Below are 19,603 nucleotides of genomic sequence, written 5' to 3' on the forward strand. Positions count from 1 at the left end.
GATGCGCCTGCTGCTGACCCGGCCGCGTGCGGATGCTGAGGAAACCCTGGCGGCGCTGGAGACCAGGGGGCATCAGGTCTGGCTGGAGCCGCTGCTGGAGATCCAGCCGCATGAAGATGTTCCTCTCGACCTGGAGGGGGTGCAGGGGCTGGTGATCACCAGCCGCAACGGATTGCGCGCCTATCTGCAGACCTCTGCGCGCCGCGACCTGCCGGTCTATGCCGTGGGGCCGGCCAGTGCCGAGGCCGCGCGCCAGGCCGGTTTCGCTGAAGTGCACTCGGCCGACGGGGACGCGGTCAAGCTGGCCACCTTGATCCGGCAACAGGTCGATCCCGCGGCTGGTGCCCTGCTGCATCCCTCGGGCCGCGACGTGGCCGGCGCCCTGGGCGCGCGCCTCGAGGCGGCGGGGTACGATCTGCGCCGCGTGGTGCTGTACGAGGCGCGCGCCGCCCGTGCGCTTTCGCCCGCGACATCTGCGCTCTTGCGGGGCGGTACTCTGGATGCTGTACTTCTTTTCTCTCCCCGTACGGCGGAGACCTTTGCTAGACTGGTTCAGCAGGAAGGGCTGGGGTCCGCCAGCGCGGGCCTGCAGGCCTTCTGTCTCAGTCCGGCCGTGGCGGCTGCGGCCGGCAGCTTCTGGCAGGCCGTGCATACGGCGGAAAAGCCGAATCAGGCGGCCATGCTGGCCCTGATCGATGGGATGGACCCCGGAACGGGTGAACAGGAAAGCGGAAAAGGAAGCAGATGACCGAGGATAACGGCGAGAGCGAGACACCGCGCAAACCCGAGGACACCAGCAATTCGGCCGAGGCCGTCATCGCACGTTTCGGCGGGTTGCGGCCGATGGCCACGAAGATGGGGCTGGCCGTCTCCACCGTTCAGGGCTGGAAGAACCGCGCCCATATTCCCCTGTCACGCCACGACGAGATCCGCGCCGCGGCGGAAAAGCATGGCATCGCACTGGACGAGGACGAGCTGACCCGCGCCTGTGGTGAGGAGCAGCAGCCACAGGCTGCGGCGGCAAGCGAAGCCGGCAGCGAGTCTGCCGGGCGGGCCAAGGGAGACGAAAAGACCGCGAGCGCCACGGAAGCCCCGCGCACCACCGAGGATGTCTGGCGCACGCGCGAGCCCGCCGCCCCGCGCACCGACACTGCTGATTCGACGCAGGCCCAGGGGGCAACGGAAACACCAGCGCGCCGCAGCGCAGCCCCGGCTTTGGTGGCCGGCGCCGTCCTGCTGGTCATCGGGGCGGGGGCCGCCGTGATCACCCGCGACGCCTGGCTGCCGCTGGTGGATGGGCAGGCCGCCAGCTCGACCCAACAGACGGCGGAACGTCTGCAAGCCATCGACGGGCGCCTGGAGCAGTTGCAGAACGACCGCAACGGGTTGACCCAGGACGACCTGAAGCCTCTGGCATCGCAACTTGAAGGCCTGGATGAGCGGATGGCGGAACTGGCCGGCCAGGTCGAGCAGGTCAGCCGCACGGCCGGTCAGGAACAGGACAGCCTGGACAGCCTGAACGATCAGGTCGGCCAGCTTTCGGGCCGGCTGGACGAGATTTCCGGCAATCTGCCGGGCGGCGAGGTCTGGCAGCAGCAGATGGGCAAGCTGGAGGACCAGCTGAGCCAGATGACCGATGCCGCCTCGCAGATCCGCACCCGCGCGGAATCGCAGACGGCGGCCGCCTTCGCCGTCGGCCAGCTGCGCGAGGCCGTGCTGCAGGCCCGGCCCTATGCGAACGAGCTGGCGGCGGTCAGGCGCCTGGACGGCGTGGGCGCGGATATTGCCGAGCCGCTGCAGCAGCTCGAGGACGGGGCCGAACAGGGCGTGCCCTCCCTGGCGGAACTGAAACGCAGCTTTCCCGCAACGGCACGCGCGATCGTCCGCCAGGCACGCGAGGAGCGCGCCGACAGCTGGGCCGAAGAGATCTGGAACCGGGCCTCGGCGCTGGTGACGGTGCGCCCGGTGGGCGAGCGCGACGGTGCCGATGCCGAAGCGATCGTGGCGCGGGCGGAACGGCGCCTGGAGGAGGACCGGCTGCCCGCCGCGGTCCAGGAACTCGAGACTCTGCAGGGGCCGCCGGCCGAAGCGGCGTCCGACTGGCTGGCGCAGGCCAAGCGGCGCCTGCAGGCCGAGCAGGCCCTGAAGTCACTCGGCCAGAGCGTCTATGACTCCCCGGCGTCCCCAAGTGGACAGGAGGCGGATGGACAGGACGCGAGTGGACAGCAGCCGGACGCGAGCGACCCGGACGCACAGGATGGGAGTGACAGCTGATGTGGCGCGGCATTCTCTTCTTCATCAAGCTGGCGATCCTGGTCGCCATTGCCGTCTGGCTGGCGGAACAGCCCGGGGCGGTCTCCATCGAATGGTTGGGCTACCGCGTGGACACCACGGTGGGCCTGCTGCTGGCCGCGATCTTCATCCTGATGGTGGTCGGCGCGCTGGCCTATCGCTTCTGGCGTGCCTTGCGCGGGGCGCCGCGCTCCCTGGCGCGGGCGCGTCAGCGCAGTCGCCGGCGCAAGGGCTACGAGGCGCTTACCAACGGGCTGGTGGCGGTGGCCGCCGGCGATGCGCCCAAGGCCAACAAGTGGGCCGGCCGGGCCAGTCGCCTGCTGGAGGAACCGCCGCTGGTGCGCCTGCTGGAGGCCCAGGCCGCCCAACTGGATAACGACGAGCCGACGGCCCGGGAACGCTTCACGGAAATGCTGGAGTACCGCGAGACGCGTTTCCTGGGGCTGCGCGGCCTGTTCCTGCAGGCCATGCGCGACGGCGACGAGGAAGCCGCCCGGCGTTATCTGGAGCGGGCGCGCAACCTGCGTCCCGAGACCCCCTGGGTCCTGAATGGCCTGTTCGAGCTGAGCGAGCGTACCGGTGACCTGGGACGTGCCGAGGAAACCATGCGCGAGATCGAGAAGCAGCACCTGCTGCCCCGGCCCGAGACCAACCGCAAGCGCGCCGTGGTGCTGGTGGAAGCCGCCGAGGCGGCCGAAGCTGCGGGCGATACCGCGACCGCACGGCGGCACCTGGACCGCGCCCTGAAGCTGGAGCGCGGCTTCGTGCCCGCCATCCTGCTGGCCGCGCGCCTGGACCTGCAGAAGGGGCGCAAGCGCCGCGCACGCAAGCTGCTGGACCAGGGTTGGCGCGAGCAGCCACATCCCCGGTTGGCCGAAGTCGCCCTTGAGGAACCGGGCCTGGCCGACAAGCCCTATGAACGGATCAAGCGCATCGAGCGCCTGACACACAGCCATCCGGACCATCCGGAAAGCCGGATCGCGCTGGCGTCCGTGAATCTGGATGCCGAGCTCTGGGGCGAAGCCCGCTATCACCTGAAGAAGTTGCTTGAAAGCACGCCGGAACAGCGAGTTTTCCGCATGATGGCCACCCTGGAAGAGCGCGAGAACGGCGATTTGGAGAAGGCCGCGGAGTGGCTGCGCCGGGCGGAGGAGGCCAATCCCGACCCTGCATGGATCTGTGGCAGCTGTGGTGCGATCTCAGGAAAGTGGAATGCCCACTGCGGGGTCTGCAACGCCTTCGACACGCTGCTCTGGCGTTCGCCGCGCCACAGTTCGATGAACCTGATCGGTACGCCGCCGGTGGAGGTCGAGCAGGTCCAGGACGGCGAGTTCAGTGAGGCGCCACCAGAGGAGTCCCCCGAAGAGCCGTCCGAGGCGACGGAGTCGGAGAGCGCGCCTGAGGACTCCGAGGATACGGAGAAGGCACAAGCGCACGAGAAGGCTCAGTCGGCCTGAAGCGCTTCCAGGAAACGTTCCAGGTGGCGCGAGACTTCGGCGCGGTCCCGTTCGGCCAGCATCTCCTCTGCCAGCGTCTCTGCCGCTGACAGCCGCAGCAAGCGCGTGCGCGCCTTCACCCGCGGCAGGGCTTTTGGCCCCATGGACAGCTCGCGCACGCCCAGCCCCAGGAAAAGCCCCGTGTAGCGCGGGTCGGCGGCCATCTCGCCGCAAACCGAGACCGGGCGGTTCCAATGCCGAGCGGCGGTGATGGCTTCGTGGATCAGGCGCAGCACACCGGCATGCAGCGGGTCGTAGAGGTTGGCCACGCGTTCCTCGCCCCGGTCGATGGCCAGAGTGTAGGAGATCAGGTCATTGGTGCCGATGGCAAAGAAGTCGGAGACCTCTGCCAGGGCATGGGCGGCCAGCGCGGCGCCTGGCACCTCGATCATTACGCCAAGCGGTGGCAGCGGGTCGGGCAGCTTCACGCCCTCTGCGCGCAAGTCGGCCGCCACCTCCTGCAGGATGCCGCGCGCCTCGACCACCTGATCCGTCGAGGAGATCATGGGCAGCAGGATGCGTATGGGCCCGCTGGCGGAGGCCCTGAGAATGGCCGAGAATTGCGTGCGCAGCAGCTCGGGCATCCTCAGGGACAGGCGAATGGCGCGCAGGCCCATCGCCGGATTGGGAGAGGTCCCGATGTGCTGACCCAGCGAGGGTGCAAGCTTTTCGCCGCCCACATCCAGCGTCCGGATCGTCACCGGCAGGGGAGCCATATCGGAGACGATCTGTCGGAGCAGGCGGGTCTGTTCTTCCTCGCCGGGCAGGTCCTCGCGGTTCATGAAGAGGAATTCCGTGCGCAGCAGGCCGATCCCCTCGGCGCCGACGTCACGGGCCTGGGAAATCTCGGAGGGCAGCTCCAGATTGGCCTGCAGGGTCAGCCGCGTACCGTCCAGCGTTTCCGCAGGCAGGTTGCGTATGCCCGAAAGTGCGCGGACGGCGGCGGCCTGCTCCTTGCGCCGTTCTTCATAGAAGGCCAGGCGCTCGGGGCCAGGGTTGAGGAAGATCAGGCCTTCCTCACCGTCCAGGATCGCCGGAGTACCTGGTGCGATCCCGGTCAGAAGGTCCGAGACGCCCAGCACGGCGGGCAGGCCCAGCGCGCGCGCCATGATGGCGGTGTGCCCCTCGGCGCCGCCCAGCACCGCGGCGAAACCGCCGATGCGGGCCGGGTTCATCAGGGCCGTGTCGGCGGGCGTGATCTCCTCGGCCACGATGATGGAGTTGCGCGGCAGGCTGTCATAGCTCTGGAAATAACGGTCGGTCAGGTTGCGCAGGATGCGCTGGCCCACGTGCTGGACCTCGCTGCCGCGGCTGCGCAGATAGGGGTCCTCCATGGCATTGAAGGTACCGGCAATCTCCTCGATCTCGGTGGCCACGGCCGCTTCGGCATTGACCTGTTCCTGCTCGATGCGCCGCGCCACCCCGCTGTGCAGATGGCCGGACTGCAGCATCTGGTCGTGGGCTTCCAGCAGGTAGCCCAGCTCCTCGGCCGAGGAGCCGTGGAAGTTGGTGGCGCGCTGGCGCAGCTTGCGCAGCTGACGGCGCGCCTTCTCCACCGCCTTTTCGAAACGTGCCAGCTCGGCAGGCACCTCGTCGGGCACCAGTTTCTTTTCGCTGACCGGTACGTCGCCTGGTTCGCGGAAGAAGATGTGTCCGATGGCGACACCGGCCGAGACCCCAAGCCCCTGCAGGATGCGTTCCTCCGCGGCGCTGGGGGTATCTGTGCCGTTATCGGCGTTGGGGTCAGTCTTCATCGAATTTGCGCCTGATCAACTCTTCCAGGGCGTCCAGGACTTCGGTGGCATCCGGGCCCTGGGCCTGCAGTTCCAGTTCACAGCCCGGCCCCGCTGCCAGCATCATCAGACCCATGATGGAGGAGCCGGTAACCTGCTGGTCCCGGCGGATCACCAGGACCTCGGACTGGTAGGTCGCAACCAGCTTGACGAACTTGGCCGCGGCGCGGGCATGCAGGCCCTTGCGGTTGCAGATCGTGACCTGACGGACCGCCGTTTCCTCAGAGGGTATGTCGCCGCTGTCCAAGGCCTGTCTCCTAGCAGGAGGTTTCGTCTTTCAAGAGCTGGGATGCGATGTGGATGTACTTCCGTCCCGCCTCCTGTGCCTGCCGGACGGCGCCGGGAAGCTTTTCGCGGTCACGCACGCTGGCCAGCTTGATCAGCATGGGCAGGTTGATGCCAGCAATCACCTCGACGTTCCCCTGCTCCAGGACGGAGATGGCCAGGTTCGAGGGAGTGCCGCCGAACATGTCCGTCAGGATGACAACGCCGTCGCCTTCGTCTACCTGCGCGACCGATTCGATGATCTCCTGGCGGCGCTGCTCCATGTCGTCTTCGGGGCCGATACAGATCGCCAGGGTGTTGGGCTGCGCGCCCACGACGTGCTCCATGGCCGCCACGAATTCGCGGGCCAGGTTGCCGTGGGTCACCAGGACGAGACCAATCATTCTACCTCCTTGCCGGCACCGGTTGGCTGTTCTAGCGCAAATAAGGGGGCTGTGCAGCCTGAAATGGCATGCCTGCCTCAAGATTTCCTGCGGGATCGTGTGGGTTGTCGGCTGCGTTCCAGTTCTCGATGCGACAGGTGGGCCGGACGGTTGGCCGCGTCCAGCCAGCGGATCAGCGTTTCGGCGGCGGCCACGGAACGATGCCGGCCGCCGGTACAGCCAAACGCGAGCGTCAGGTAGCTCTTGCCGTTTGCTTCATAGCCCTCCAGCAGAGGTTCAAGCAGGGCCGTCAGGTGATCGAAGAAGGGGCCGAAGGCCGGATCGGCCTCGACAAAGGCCTGGACGGCGCTGTCCTGACCGGTCAGGGGGCGCAGTTCCTCCTGGTAATGGGGGTTCTGCAGGAAGCGCATGTCGAAGACCAGGTCAGCTTCGCGCGGCAGGCCGAAACGGTAGGAGAACGAGGTCACGAAGATCTGCATGCGCGCATCCGCGCGCGAGGCGAAACGTGCTGACAGCAGGCGATGGAGTTCCGGCGGCGCCAGGTCGCTGGTGTCGATGATCTGGTCGGCCCGGGCGCGCAGCGGCATCAACAGGCTGCGTTCGGCGGCGATGCCTTCGGCCAGCGGGCGGTTGAGCGCCATGGGGTGGCGCCGGCGCGTTTCGGTGAAGCGTTGCTGCAGCACCTGGTCGTCGCATTCGAAGAACAGCAGCGAGAAGGCCAGTTCGCGATTGCGCGCCAGGCGGTCGATCTGTTCCAGGAACAGTTCGACGGAGAAGTCCAGGGTGCGGCTGTCGATGCCGACCGCCAGGGGTTGATGCTGGGCATTGGCGCCGACGATGCCGTCGATCAGACCCAAGGGCAGGTTGTCGATCGCCTCGTACCCGATGTCCTCAAGAACTTTCAGGCTCTGGGTGCGGCCCGCGCCGGAAAGGCCGGTGATCAGAATCAGTTCGGGCGGCTCGTCCTGTGGCCTGTCGGAACGGCCGGCTGAGGCCGTGTCCTGCAGAAGGTCCGAAAGACGGCGTGCCCGGCTTTGCAGGGCCATGCGGATGAAAGCACCCGCCGAGGGGGTGGCTGGATCCAGGGTTAGGCGCGGCACCTCGAGGTCCAGGAGCTTTTCGTCTTGCGCCTCGGGAAGGCGTTCCTCCGGCTGGCTAGGCACCAGGTCGACGATCAGGCCCAGCGGCACGTCCTCGATGCAGGGCGCCTCGACGATCCCGAAGCCGCGAACCTCCAGCAGGCCGGAGAGCCTTTCCGGAGGACACACGTGGAGCAGCTTGCCACGCCGATGCAACTGGACCCGGTCGTCGCCGACCAGGCTGCCGCCTTCATCGATCAGGCGCAGCGCCAGGGCCGACTTTCCCGAACCGGATGGACCGCGCAGCAGAACCCCCAGGGGCCCAAACTGCGTTTCCACGGCGACGGCCGTGGCATGCAGGTCAAGCCTGGTCTGAGTCGAAGCTTCTGTCGTATCGCTCATCTCTGGCACCTCTACGCCTCAGCCGGCAGTCGCACGGTAAAGCAGGCCCCGCCCTCCGGGCGGTTCTCGGCGACAAGACTGCCCTTGTGGGCCTCGATAATCTGCAGCGAAATGCTGAGGCCCAGGCCCGAATGGGTCCCGAATTTCTCGGCACGCGGGCGTTCACTGTAGAAACGGTCGAAGATAGCCTGCAACTTTCCGTCCGGTATGCCGGTTCCCTGGTCGCTGATGGTGGCGACGACCATGGGACCCTGGGTCCGATCCTCTTCACGCCAGGCCTTGAGTTCGATGCTACCGCCTTCGGGTGAGAAAGAAATGGCATTCGATATCAGGTTGCGGAAGACCTGGCCAAGACGTCCTTCCAAACCTGTCACGACCAGCGATTCGTCTTGAGCCACGTCCATCTTGAAGGTCAGGCCCTTGTCTTCGCAGAGCGGCTTGTGGAGCTCGCCCATGGCATCCAGCAGGCGGCCCAGGTCGATGCGCTCGCTTTCGGCGCGCGCCAGTTCGGCATCCAGACGCGAGGCGTCCGAGATGTCGCTGATCAAGCGGTCCAGGCGTTGTACGTCATCCAGGATGATGCCCATCAGGCGTTTGCGCTGTTCCTCATCCTCGATACGATTGGCAGTTTCCACTGCAGAGCGCAGCGAGGTCAGGGGGTTCTTGATTTCGTGTGCCACATCTGCGGCGAAGTGCTCGATGGCCTCCAGGCGGGCGTGCAGGGCCTCGGTCATGTCGATCAGGGCCTCGGAAAGATCGCCGATCTCGTCATGGCGTCCGCGCAGGTCGGGGATGACGTTGGCCTTGGTGTTGCTGCCGCGGATCCGCTCGGCACCCCGCGCAAGCCGGCGGATCGGCGCGGCAATGGTGTGCGAGAGATAGAACGACAGCAGGACCGTAACGGCCAGGGCGACGCCAAAGACCAGCAGGATATCACTGCGGCGGTCGCGTACGGCGCGCTCCACGCTTTCGCCGCCCTTGGTGATCATCAGGCCGCCAACCACCTGGCGATAGCGCTGGACCGGAACGGAGACGGAGAGCACCAGGCGATTGCCGAAATCGCGCCGGACCATCGTTCCCTCCTCGCCGCGCAGGGCCTGCAGGACCTCTCCGTAGTCCTCGGCCTGTTGCTGCTGGGGACTTTCGCTGTAGAGCGGAAGGTCCCGATTGCCGGAGAAGAGGCGTATGATCCGGTCATAGAGGGTCCCGATGCTGCGCACCGCCAAGGATCCCGAGTCATCCGGTGGCGGCAGCTCCTCGACCTGGACCTGGCTGTCCGAGCCGCCAAGCAGGAACGAGTCGGCAATCAGGTTCCCGTCCTGACTGAACAGGCGTGCGCGCAGTTGGGAATCGCCCAGCAGGACTCGAATCAGCTGTCGGGCCGACTCGTGCATCAGCTGCTGGTCGCCGTTGCTGCCGTCGCGCACTGCGGCAGAGCCCAGCGCCAGTGCCACCGTGGTCCCCTGGGTGCGCATGGCCTCCAGCTCGGAATCGATCAGGGACTGGCGATACTGATCCAGGTGCAGCAGGCCCAGGATGGGAATCAGCAGGACCAGGACGTTGAGAAGCAGAATGCGCCGGGTCAGGGGTGAGCGCCAGGCTGGCCGGCGCCAGGTCCGGCGTTCGCCCTCGGGCTCTTCGCTCCGGGCAGCACCATAACCGGTCTGACCCTCCCGGACACGCCGCTTGTGTGCTCCGTTTTGCTCGGCTGCACCGGAGTTGTCTTCGGACGGACCGCTGTTGTTATCCTGCCTGTCGGCACTCTTTCTGTTCAGCAGGTTGAAACCGGCCATGGGCAAGTGCTGCCTTTCCTCGCTCCCTGTACCGGCCTGGCCGGGTCAGGCTTCGCGGTAGCGGTAACCTACCCCGTAGAGGGTTTCAATCTGTGCAAAGTCATCATCGACCTGCTTGAACTTCTTGCGCAGGCGCTTGATGTGGCTGTCGATGGTCCGGTCATCCACGTAGATGTGCTCGCCATAGGCCGCATCCATTAGCTGGTCCCGGTTCTTCACGTGCCCCGGGCGCTGGGCCAGGGCCTTCAGGATCAGGAATTCCGTGACGGTCAGGTTGACCGGCGCGCTCTTCCAATGACAGAGGTGGCGCGCTGGATCCAGCAGCAGTTCGCCACGCCGGATCGAGGCCTCGCCTGCGGGGTCAACCTCGTCCTTGCTGGCCTTTTCCCGCCGCAGGAGGGCGCGGATGCGTTCGATCAGGAGGCGCTGCGAGAAAGGTTTGGTGATGTAGTCGTCCGCCCCCATGCGCAGACCGACCACCTCGTCGACCTCCTCGTCCTTCGAGGTCAGAAAGATGACCGGGACATTGGAAGACTCGCGCACGCGTCCCAGCAGTTCCATGCCATCCATGCGCGGCATCTTGATATCCAGGACCAGCAGGTCGGCCGGCGCAGTCGAGAGGCCACGCAGGGCTTCGGAGCCATCCGCATAGCTGCGGACCCGAAAGCCTTCCGCCTCGAGTGCCATGGATACCGAGGTCAGGATGTTGCGGTCGTCGTCCACTAGCGCGATGCTGTAGCGATCGGGCTGAAGTCCGTCTCCGGCGTTTGTCCCGGAATGCTGTTCGGTTGTTGTCGTCATCATGTATAGCGCCTTATCGCGTGTCTATGGCGAATTTACGGCAGATATACTTGCCTGTCACATCTGTTAAACCACATCAGTGCCTGTGAAACCGTTTCCGGCTTGTTCTGTAATATTTCAGGCCTACATCAACCGGACATTAACCATTATACTTCCACAATCGGAAACAAGAGCGGTCCGGGATTGACCGTTTTCCCGGACCTGGTTCCGGGCTGTGCTCGAAGGAACCAAGGCTCCGGATGTCCAATACTCTTCTTCATGGCGAATACAGCGCACTGCTCGTCGCTCTCTCCCTGCTGGTGGCCAGTCTGGCCTCGTTTGTCGCCATCGATACGGCACCAAGAATCTGGGCCGCCCGAGGCCTGCGCCGCCGCGTCTGGCTGCTGATGGCAGCCCTGGCCATGGGCGGCGGAATCTGGTCGATGCATTTCATCGGCATGCTGGCCTTCATGCTGCCCGTGAATGTGACCTACGATCTGGGCCTGACCTTCGGGTCCGTTGTGCTGGCCGTGATCGGAGCCGCGGCCGGTTTCGCGATCATCGGGCGTCATGGTTCCGCGCTGGCTGTCGTGACGGCAGGGTTTGCCCTGGGTCTGGGCGTTGCGGCCATGCACTATACCGGCATGGAAGCCATGAACATGCGGGCCATGATTTCCTATGATCCCTGGCTGGTCGGCCTGTCCATTGCCTTTGCCGTTGCCGCGGCAACCACGGCCGTGGGGGTTACCATCCGCGTTTCTGGTTTCTGGTGGCGCATCCTTTCGGCCATGATCATGGGGTTGGCCGTCTATGGCATGCACTACATCGGCATGGAAGCGGCCATGTTCCACGCCCAGCCTGTGAGTGCCCCTTATTATGGCGGTTATCAGGTCGATCCCTATGTCCTGGCCTTCGTCATCGCGTTCGGGACCATAACGATCCTGATGCTGCAGCTTGTGACCACGGCTGTGGACCGGCGCTTTACCGCCTATCGCGAGCGCGAGGCCGTGATCCTGCGCCAGAGCGAAGCGCGGTTCCGCCGACTGGTGGAAAATGCCAGCGATTTCATCTTCGTGGTCGATCTCCAGGGGACGATCCACTTTGCCTCCTGCCCCAACAGTGGTCTGACTGAAAAGGCCGAAGGCGCCGAACTGGAGGAAATGCTTCAGGGGCCGGCGATCGCGGAGCTGATTGCGCGCTTGGCCCAGTCAGCTTCGGGTGAGACCTGGACCCATGCCGAGGGGACCTACCTGACCCTGCCGGGCCGGGGACGGCGTGAGTTCGAGGTGACGGCCTGCAACCTGATGGATGACCCGGCCGTCAGGGGCATCGTCCTGACCCTGCACGATATCACCCAGCGCCAGCGGGCGGCTGCGGAACTTCAGTATGCCAAGAATCTATCGGACGAGGCCAATCGGGTGAAATCCGAGTTCATTGCCAACATGAGCCACGAACTGAGGACGCCCCTGACGGCCATCCTGGGGTTCTCGGACCTGATCCGCAGCCAGGCCTTCGGCCCCCTGCCCAACGAGCGTTACCTGGAGTATGCCGACGATATCCACAACAGCGGCGATCAGTTGCTGGCGATCATCAATGACATTCTCGATATCTCGCGGATCGAGGCCGGACAGCTGGATCTGCAGGAGGAAACGCTGCAGGCTCAGGAATTGGTTCAGGACAGCCTGAGGATCCTGGAGCAGAAGGCCCAGAAGAAGGGCGTCGAATTGATTGAGGCTTGCAGAGCCGACCTGCCTGCCTTCCGGGGGGATGGTCGGCGCCTGCGGCAGGTGCTCATCAATCTTGTCGGCAATGCCGTGAAGTTCACGCCTTCCGGAGGAGAGATTCGGGTGATCGTGGAGCAGGTGCGGGACGACGGAGTGGTCTTCTCGGTCCGGGATACCGGCATTGGCATCCCCCAGGACAAGATCGACCAGGTGACCAAGCCCTTCTTCCAGGTGGATGGGACGCTGGCTCGTCAGCACGAGGGTGTTGGCCTGGGCCTGGCCATTTCACGCTCCCTCGTCGAGATGCACGGAGGCACTCTGGATGCCGAAAGCACGCCAGGCGAGGGGACGACCTTCCGCTTCACCATACCGGCCCGGCGTGTTCAGGCCTGGGCTGTGGCCTGAGCTGTCCGTGTCTGTGACAGCCATGGTGCAGAAGTTGCATTTTGCTTGAAATCACCGAAACAAATCAAACGGTTGCATGGTATTGCCCAAGGCTGCGTCTCGTGTGAATCCCGGTACGCTTCTTGAATCCCCTGCGCCCTTGGCTTAATGAACGGTCAGCGCAATATTTTGGGAGGTGCCACCGTGGAAGATATGGGCCCTGTTATCAGCACGCATGGATTGCAGGAACTTGGCTTGCGGAATTATGCCCGTGCCAATTGGAATTTTTCCGTACCGGCGCTGTATGAAGCGGCCGTTCGCCGTCAGGAAGCGCGCCTGGCCCAGGGCGGGCCGATCGTGGCGCGCACGGGTCAGCACACTGGGCGTTCTCCGAAGGACAAGTTCATCGTGCGTGAACCCGGCAGCGAGAACGACATCTGGTGGGGCGATGTCAATGTCGCCATGGCGCCGGAGCAGTTCGACAACCTGCTGAACAAGGCACGCGCCTATCTGCAGGGCCGCGAGATCTTCGTTCAGGATCTCCATGCCGGGGCCGACCCCGAATACCGCCTTCCAGTGCGCATCATCACCGAGAATGCCTGGCACAACCTGTTCGCCCGCAACATGTTCATCCGGCCCTCTGCCCAGGAGCGCAGCAGCTTCAAGCCGGAGTTCACCGTTCTGCAGGTGCCGGGACTTCAGGCCGACCCCGAGACCGACGGCACGAACAGTGAATGCTTCGTGTTGGTCAACTTTGCCCGCCGACTGGTCCTGATCGGGGGCACATCCTATGCCGGCGAGATCAAGAAGTCGGTCTTCTCGATCCTCAACTTCCTTCTGCCGGCAGAGGGTGTCCTTCCGATGCACTGCTCGGCCAATATCGGACCGGCCGGCGACACCTCGATTTTCTTCGGCCTGTCGGGAACCGGCAAGACCACTCTGTCGGCCGATGGCAGCCGCACCCTGATCGGCGATGACGAGCACGGCTGGTCGGATCGCGGCGTCTTCAATTTCGAGGGCGGTTGCTATGCCAAGGTGATTCGCCTGTCCGAAAAGGCGGAGCCTGAAATCCATGCCACCACGCGGCGTTTCGGGACGGTGCTCGAGAATGTGGTCATGGATCCTGATAGCGGCGTCCTGGATCTGGATTCGGCTGAGTTGACCGAGAATACTCGGGCTTCCTATCCGCTGGATTTCATTCCAAATGTCGCTGACAGCGGTATGGGCGACCAGCCTCAGAACATCGTCATGTTGACGGCCGATGCCTTCGGCGTCCTGCCGCCGATCAGCCAACTGACACCCGAACAGGCCATGTACCACTTCCTGTCGGGCTATACCGCGCGTGTGGCCGGAACGGAAAAGGGTGTGGGCAGCGAGCCCATGGCCACCTTCTCTACCTGTTTCGGCGCGCCCTTCATGCCACGCCATCCCAGCGTCTATGCCAAGATGCTGGGTGAGAAGATGGCCCGGACAGGCGCACGCTGCTGGCTGGTCAACACCGGTTGGACCGGTGGCCAGTACGGTGTTGGCGAGCGCATGTCGATCCAGCACACACGGGCAATGGTGCGTGCAGCCCTTGATGGACGCCTGGCCGAGGTGGATGGTTTCATTCATCCGGATTTCGGGATGCTGGTGCCCAGGCGTTGCCCCGATGTACCGGAAGAGGTTCTGGACCCAAAGAACACCTGGTCGGACAAGGCCGCTTATGACCGTGTGGCACGCGACCTGACCCAGCGCTTCGAGAAGAACTTCAAGCAGTTCGAGGGCTATGTGGATGATGACGTGAAGGCCGCCGGCATCTACCAGGCGGCCTGACCTTCCCGTCAGAGCTTTCCTTACAAACAGTTCCGGCCGCGCGCAGAAAGTGCCCGCGGCCGGTCTTGTTTTTATTTTGTATTTTGTGGCTTGAGGAAGGCCGCGTGTCTTGCGCCACCGTCTTTGCCCGATATCTTTGCCGGCCGGGACAAGAAGGAAGAAGGGCAAGAGCCGTGTCGAACGTCAGGAACGACAGCGTACCCAGCAGTCGGGAAGTGCAGGGCAGGAAAGAAACGGTGAAGCCAGAGCCTGGGTCAGCTGCGCGCGGTAAACACTCACGCCGGTTGCGTCGCATCCTGTCGCTGGATGATCTGGAAGCCGCGGCGCGTCGGCACCTGCCGCGGCCGCTGTTCGGCTATATTGTCGGAGGTACCGAGGACAATGCCGCATGCGAAGATAATCGGGCGGTTTTTTCGGAATACGGCTTTGTTCCGCGTGTCCTGACCGATGTGTCTGGGCGTTCTCAGGCCACCCGCTTGTTCGGCAAGGATTATGCTGCACCTTTCGGCATAGCTCCCATGGGGATCAGTGCCCTGATGGCCTATCGCGGCGATCTGGTTCTGGCGCAGGCGGCGGATGAAGCTGGCATTCCGATGATCATGAGCGGATCCTCGCTGATCCGGCTGGAAGATGTGGCGGAAGCCGCGCCGGGCTCCTGGTTCCAGGCCTATCTGCCCGGTGAGCCGCCGCGCATCAGGGCCCTGGTGGAGCGGGTCGAGAAGGCCGGTTTCGGCACCTTGTTGCTGACGGTGGATACGGCCGTTCTGGCCAGCCGCGAGAACAATGTGCGTACGGGGTTTTCCACACCGCTCAAGCCCAGCCTGCGCCTGGCCTATGACGGGGCGATCCGGCCGAACTGGCTGGTGAATACCTTTGCGCGCACGCTGTTGCGTCACGGCATGCCGCATTTCGAGAATTCCTATGCCGAACGCGGCGCGCCCATCGTGGCCCAGAACATCACCCGCGATCTGGGCCTGCGAGATCACCTGAACTGGGAACACCTGAAGCAGATTCGCGAGCAGTGGAAGGGCCGGCTGATCGTGAAGGGCATACTGTCGCCCGAAGACGCGCGCATCGCCCGGCAGCAGGGGGTGGATGGCATCATCGTGTCCAACCACGGCGGGCGGCAGCTGGACGGGGCGATTTCGGGACTGCGCACACTTCCCGAGATCGTTTCCGAGTCCGGCGGCATGCTGGTCATGTTCGATGGGGGGATCCGGCGTGGCACCGATGTGCTGAAGGCCATTGCTCTGGGGGCGGACTTCGTCTTTGTGGGGCGGCCTTTCCTCTATGCCGCGGCCATAGGCGGGCAGGCCGGGGTGCAGCACGCCATCAATCTGCTGGCGACTGAAATCGACCAGGATATGGGCCTGATGGGGATCAACAGCCTGGAGGAAATGGGACCTGATCTGCTCTATCGGAAAACAGGAGCGCAGTGAATCGCGTTGCCCCGAGACAGGGTAATACGAGACAGGGTAATACGAGACAGGGTAATACGGGGCAGGGTAATACGGGGCAGGGTCTTACAGTGGAGACCCGCCGGCCCTGAAACTTGATGCCGGATAGACACCCAGGATACGTACTTCACGGCTGAAGAAGCTGAGTTCCTCCAGGGCAAGGCGGACCGGTTTGTCCTGGGGATGCCCTTCGATGTCCGCATAGAATTGCGCAACCGTGAAACTGCCGTCCAGGATATAGCTTTCCAGCTTGGTCAGGTTGACCCCGTTGGTGGCAAAGCCGCCCATTGCCTTGTAGAGCGCGGCGGGGACCGAACGCACCCGGAAGACCAGGGAGGTCATGATCGGACCGCTGTCGGGCTCGACATCCGAGGGCTCACGCGCCAGCACGATGAAACGGGTCGTGTTGTGGCTGGCGTCATGGATGTCGCGTGCCAGGGTGTCGAGGCCATAGATTTCGGCGGCAAGCGACGAGGAAATGGCGGCCTGGCTCGGGTCGTTGCGCTCGGCGACCTCGGCCGCGGCGCCTGCAGTATCGGCGTGAACGACCGGTTTCAGATTGTTGTCGCGCAGGAAGTTGCGGCATTGCGAGAGGGCGTGGACGTGGCTGTGCACGGCTTCAAGCTTGTCCAGGCTGCTCCCCTTGGGCGCCACCAACTGGTGTTCCACCTTCTGGAAATGTTCGGCAATGATGTGCAGGCCTGAACTGGGCAGCAGGTGATGGATGTCGGCCACCCGACCGGCGCTGGAATTGTCGATGGGGATCATCGCCAGTTCTGCCTGGCTGTCGCGCACTGCGGCGAAGGTGTCCTCGAAGGTTTCACAGGGCAGGGTGGGGCGATCCGGATAGACATGCCGGCTGGCCATTTCCGAGAAGGCGCCGTGCGCGCCCTGGAAGGCGATTGCGTTGCTGCTGTCTGTCATGACTCCGGGCCCGCCTTGGCTCATTTCCTGTCGTTCGGAGAAAGCAGGCGGCGCGCCCGCTCCAGATCGTCGGGAGTATCGACACCCAGCGGAAGCGTGTCAACGCGCGCCACGTCGATACGCATGCCGTCTTCGAGTGCCCGCAACTGCTCCAGTTTCTCGCGCTGTTCCAGCAGGCCGGGGGGCAGTTTGACGAAACGCTCCAGAGCGTGACGACGATAGGCATAGAGCCCGATGTGGTGATAAAGGGGGTGGCCGGGATCATCCTGGTCCCAGGGGACCGGACAGCGGCTGAAATAAAGGGCACGGGCCTGCCGGCGACCCTCGGGGAACAGGCAGGCCGCCTTCACCACATTGGGGTTGCCACGTTCGGAAGGCTCTTCGATCTCGGCCGCCAGAGTGGCTATATCCACATCGGGTGTGGCCAGTGGAGCGAAGACGGCACGGATGGCCTCCGGCTCCAGTGTCGGCAGATCGCCCTGCACATTGACCACGGCATCATGATGGCCGTCGGGATCGATCTGACCCAGGGCCTCGTATATGCGGTCCGAGCCCGAAGGGTGATCCGGGCGCGTTTGTACGGCCTGCCCCCCGGCGTGTCGAACGGCATCCACAATTTCCGGCTCCGCAGCGGCCACGAACACGGGCCCGATGCCGGCCTCGCAGGCCCGGCGCCAGACGTGAACAATCATCGGTTCGCCGTGAATGTCGGCCAGCGGCTTGCCGGGCAATCGTGTGGAAGCCATGCGGGCGGGAACAAGAACGACGGGGTTGCTGGGTAAGGACATCACTCTCGACTTCTTGCCTGGAACGCTTTAACAGAAGAAAACCAACGAGGGGACATGCAATAAAAACCGGCAGTTCTTGTGCGACAAGCGCTTTTTGCCGCAGCTGAGGTTTGATATTTCCGCGTTTCGGGATATTGAACCGTCCGCCCGGGCCGGCTATTGTCCGCCCTCACCTTCCGCAGCCGATAGTCAACAGGGTAGCGATACGCAATGTCACTGGAATTCAACAAGGTAGCGGCGGCTGTATTGACGGCCGGCGTCGTGGCCATGTCGGCCGGGTTTGTCTCCCAGCTTCTTGTTTCGCCAAAGGATCTCTATGAGGATGCCTATCCTGTGGAGGTGACGGATGGTGATCCGTCCGAGGCGCCCGAAGCCGAGGAGGAGACCCTCGAGTCGGTGTTGGCCCTGTTGGGGGATGCGGATGCTGAGAATGGTGAATCCCTGACGCGTGCCTGTTCGGCCTGTCACACCTTCGAGGAGGGCGGCGCCAATCGGGTGGGCCCGAACCTCTGGAACATAGTCGGAGCAAGCCATGCCCATGCGGATGGTTTCAATTACTCGGATGCTCTGGCTGACAAGTCCGACGAGCCGTGGACCTATGAAAACCTGAATGCTTTCCTAGCCGATCCTGACGGTTATGCGCCGGGGACGCGCATGAGCTACAACGGCATGAGTGATGTCGAGGACCGTGCCGACCTGATTGCCTATCTGCGCAGCCTGAGTGACGACCCTGCCGACCTGCCGAGCGAGGACGAGATCGCCGCTGCTCAGGAAGAAGAAGGCGGCGAGGGTGAAGGCTCCGAAGAAGGAGAAGGTGATTCCGAGGCTTCCGAAGCAGCCGAGGACGAAAGCGAAGCAGCAGATGGTGAAAGCTCCGAAGATGGAGAGGCCAGCGAAGAGGGTGAGGCTGAATCCGGTGACTCTGCCCAGGAAGGCGAAGCGGCCGGTGATGAAGGTGATGCTGCTGAGAGTGGTGCGGGCGAAGATGAAGATTCTGCCGCTGCCGACGTGGACAGCGAACTGCGTGAGATGATCGCCGCCGCCGATCCTGCCGAGGGCGAGGGCAAGACACGCCAGTGCGCAGCCTGTCATACCTTCGACGAAGGCGGTGCCAACCGCGTTGGTCCGAATCTTTGGGATGTTGTCGGGCAATCGGTCGCGCACCGTGACGATTACAATTACTCCTCCGCTTCAACGGATGCCAGGGATGAAGGTCTTGAGTGGACCTACGAGAACCTGGCGGCCTATCTGGAAGATCCGCGCGGCTGGATGCCCGGTACCAAGATGACCTTTGCCGGTGTCCGCAGCCAGGAGGACCTGGCCGCGATCATTGCCTATCTGCGCCAGCAGGGTGAAAACCCGCCACCTCTCGACTGATCCGGGCGGGATCAGTGTCGGATAGACTTACGACCTGCCCGCAGAACCTGGTCGATTTTGCGGAAGAATTGGCGGGATTGGCCGCGGCCGTGGCCCGGTCGCATTTCCGGACGTCGGTTTCCGTAGATACCAAGGCGGACGAATCGCCGGTTACAATTGCTGACAGAAATGCGGAAGAGAAGATGCGTGCGGCCATTTCCGCACGTTTTCCCGGGCATGGTGTCTTCGGCGAGGAGTTCGGCGCCGAGAATCCGGATGCCGAATATCTTTGGGTCCTGGATCCCATAGACGGTACGAAGGCCTTCATAACAGGCAATCCCTTGTTCGGCACGTTGGTCTCCCTTCTGCACCGGGGACAGCCGATCCTGGGCATCATCGAGATGCCGGCCCTGGGCGAGCGCTGGATCGGCGCAAGTGGACATCCAACACGCCGCCGTGATTCGGCAGGAGTTCGAGAGACCAAAACGCGTGCCTGTTCCGACCTGGGCAGGGCGATCATGCGCACCACATCGCCCGACATGTTCCCGGGACGGCAGGCGGACGCCTATGACCGGCTGTCCGCTGCCTGTGGCCTCACTCTCTTTGGCGGGGACTGCTTCTGTTACGCTCAGCTGGCCAGCGGTTATGTCGATCTGGTGGTCGAGGCTTCCCTGAAGCCCTATGACTTCATGGCGCTCCTGCCTGTGGTCATTGGCGCCGGGGGAATGGCCACGGACTGGGAAGGGAAGCCGCTGAGCCTGGATTCGCCGGGGGATATTCTTGTTGCGGGCGATCCAGAGGCCCATGCCCGGGCCCTGGCACTACTTTCCGGTAAAACCTGAACAAATTGTA

Annotated in this window: 16 protein-coding genes; 8 read left to right on the top strand and 8 right to left on the bottom strand. The window is 64.1% G+C overall.

Going from position 1 to position 19,603, the window contains the following annotated elements; all coding sequences use genetic code 11:
• Position 1 precedes the first annotated feature (1 nt).
• From G502_RS20500 to G502_RS20505, 3 genes are read left to right on the top strand one after another with little or no spacing between them, the layout of a single operon-like run.
• Entirely contained in the window at positions 2–748 is a 747-nt protein-coding gene (locus G502_RS20500) for a uroporphyrinogen-III synthase (protein WP_022729433.1), read from the top strand.
• The gene (locus G502_RS0114670) at positions 745–2,274 is read left to right on the top strand and encodes a COG4223 family protein (RefSeq protein WP_022729434.1); all 1,530 of its coding nucleotides are present in this window, start codon (positions 745–747) and stop codon (positions 2,272–2,274) included. The genes G502_RS20500 and G502_RS0114670 overlap by 4 nt, the downstream gene beginning before the upstream one ends.
• Positions 2,274–3,749, top strand: a complete 1,476-nt coding sequence (locus G502_RS20505; protein ID WP_022729435.1) for a heme biosynthesis protein HemY — start codon at positions 2,274–2,276, stop codon at positions 3,747–3,749. Before G502_RS0114670 ends, G502_RS20505 begins: the two co-directional genes overlap by 1 nt.
• Here G502_RS20505 and ptsP read toward each other — a convergent pair.
• The 6 genes from ptsP to G502_RS0114705 form a co-directional block, all read right to left on the bottom strand.
• Positions 3,737–5,542 (bottom strand): phosphoenolpyruvate--protein phosphotransferase, encoded by a 1,806-nt coding sequence (gene ptsP / locus G502_RS0114680; protein ID WP_022729436.1) that lies wholly within the window; start codon positions 5,540–5,542, stop codon positions 3,737–3,739. The genes G502_RS20505 and ptsP overlap by 13 nt on opposite strands.
• Positions 5,532–5,828 (bottom strand): HPr family phosphocarrier protein, encoded by a 297-nt coding sequence (locus G502_RS0114685; protein ID WP_022729437.1) that lies wholly within the window; start codon positions 5,826–5,828, stop codon positions 5,532–5,534. Before G502_RS0114685 ends, ptsP begins: the two co-directional genes overlap by 11 nt.
• A 10-nt stretch (positions 5,829–5,838) precedes the next feature.
• Complete coding sequence (locus G502_RS0114690) at positions 5,839–6,249, bottom strand: PTS sugar transporter subunit IIA (RefSeq protein WP_022729438.1); 411 nt, start codon at positions 6,247–6,249, stop codon at positions 5,839–5,841.
• 77 nt (positions 6,250–6,326) lie between these two features.
• The gene (rapZ, locus tag G502_RS0114695) at positions 6,327–7,730 is read right to left on the bottom strand and encodes an RNase adapter RapZ (RefSeq protein ID WP_022729439.1); all 1,404 of its coding nucleotides are present in this window, start codon (positions 7,728–7,730) and stop codon (positions 6,327–6,329) included.
• A gap of 11 nt (positions 7,731–7,741) precedes the next feature.
• A complete protein-coding gene (locus G502_RS20510) occupies positions 7,742–9,523 on the bottom strand; it encodes a sensor histidine kinase (protein WP_022729440.1) in 1,782 nt (593 codons plus the stop codon).
• Between the two features lie 45 nt (positions 9,524–9,568).
• Positions 9,569–10,327, bottom strand: a complete 759-nt coding sequence (locus G502_RS0114705; protein WP_022729441.1) for a response regulator transcription factor — start codon at positions 10,325–10,327, stop codon at positions 9,569–9,571.
• 236 nt (positions 10,328–10,563) lie between these two features.
• On the opposite strand from G502_RS0114705, the gene G502_RS0114710 reads away from it, so the two are divergent.
• From G502_RS0114710 to G502_RS0114720, 3 genes are all read left to right on the top strand, one after another.
• Positions 10,564–12,432, top strand: a complete 1,869-nt coding sequence (locus G502_RS0114710; RefSeq protein WP_022729442.1) for an MHYT domain-containing protein — start codon at positions 10,564–10,566, stop codon at positions 12,430–12,432.
• A 192-nt stretch (positions 12,433–12,624) separates the two neighbouring features.
• On the top strand, positions 12,625–14,226 hold the full coding sequence (locus G502_RS0114715) for a phosphoenolpyruvate carboxykinase (protein ID WP_022729443.1): 1,602 nt from the start codon (positions 12,625–12,627) through the stop codon (positions 14,224–14,226).
• A 236-nt stretch (positions 14,227–14,462) separates the two neighbouring features.
• Complete coding sequence (locus G502_RS0114720; protein ID WP_026989532.1) at positions 14,463–15,665, top strand: alpha-hydroxy acid oxidase; 1,203 nt, start codon at positions 14,463–14,465, stop codon at positions 15,663–15,665.
• Between the two features lie 84 nt (positions 15,666–15,749).
• On the opposite strand, the gene G502_RS0114725 is transcribed toward G502_RS0114720, so the two are convergent.
• Both G502_RS0114725 and G502_RS0114730 read right to left on the bottom strand, forming a co-directional pair.
• The gene (locus G502_RS0114725) at positions 15,750–16,607 is read right to left on the bottom strand and encodes a prephenate dehydratase (protein ID WP_022729445.1); all 858 of its coding nucleotides are present in this window, start codon (positions 16,605–16,607) and stop codon (positions 15,750–15,752) included.
• Positions 16,608–16,627: 20 nt separating this feature from the next.
• Positions 16,628–17,395, bottom strand: coding sequence for a 3-deoxy-manno-octulosonate cytidylyltransferase (locus G502_RS0114730; RefSeq protein ID WP_022729446.1), 768 nt, complete (start codon positions 17,393–17,395; stop codon positions 16,628–16,630).
• 210 nt (positions 17,396–17,605) lie between these two features.
• On the opposite strand from G502_RS0114730, the gene G502_RS22405 reads away from it, so the two are divergent.
• Both G502_RS22405 and hisN read left to right on the top strand, forming a co-directional pair.
• Entirely contained in the window at positions 17,606–18,772 is a 1,167-nt protein-coding gene (locus G502_RS22405; protein ID WP_022729447.1) for a c-type cytochrome, read from the top strand.
• A gap of 14 nt (positions 18,773–18,786) precedes the next feature.
• Positions 18,787–19,593, top strand: coding sequence for a histidinol-phosphatase (gene hisN, locus G502_RS0114740; RefSeq protein WP_022729448.1), 807 nt, complete (start codon positions 18,787–18,789; stop codon positions 19,591–19,593).
• The last annotated feature ends 10 nt before the right edge of the window (positions 19,594–19,603 follow it).

This window comes from Fodinicurvata sediminis DSM 21159 (assembly GCF_000420625.1).
Classification (GTDB): Bacteria; Pseudomonadota; Alphaproteobacteria; order Kiloniellales; family DSM-21159; genus Fodinicurvata; species Fodinicurvata sediminis.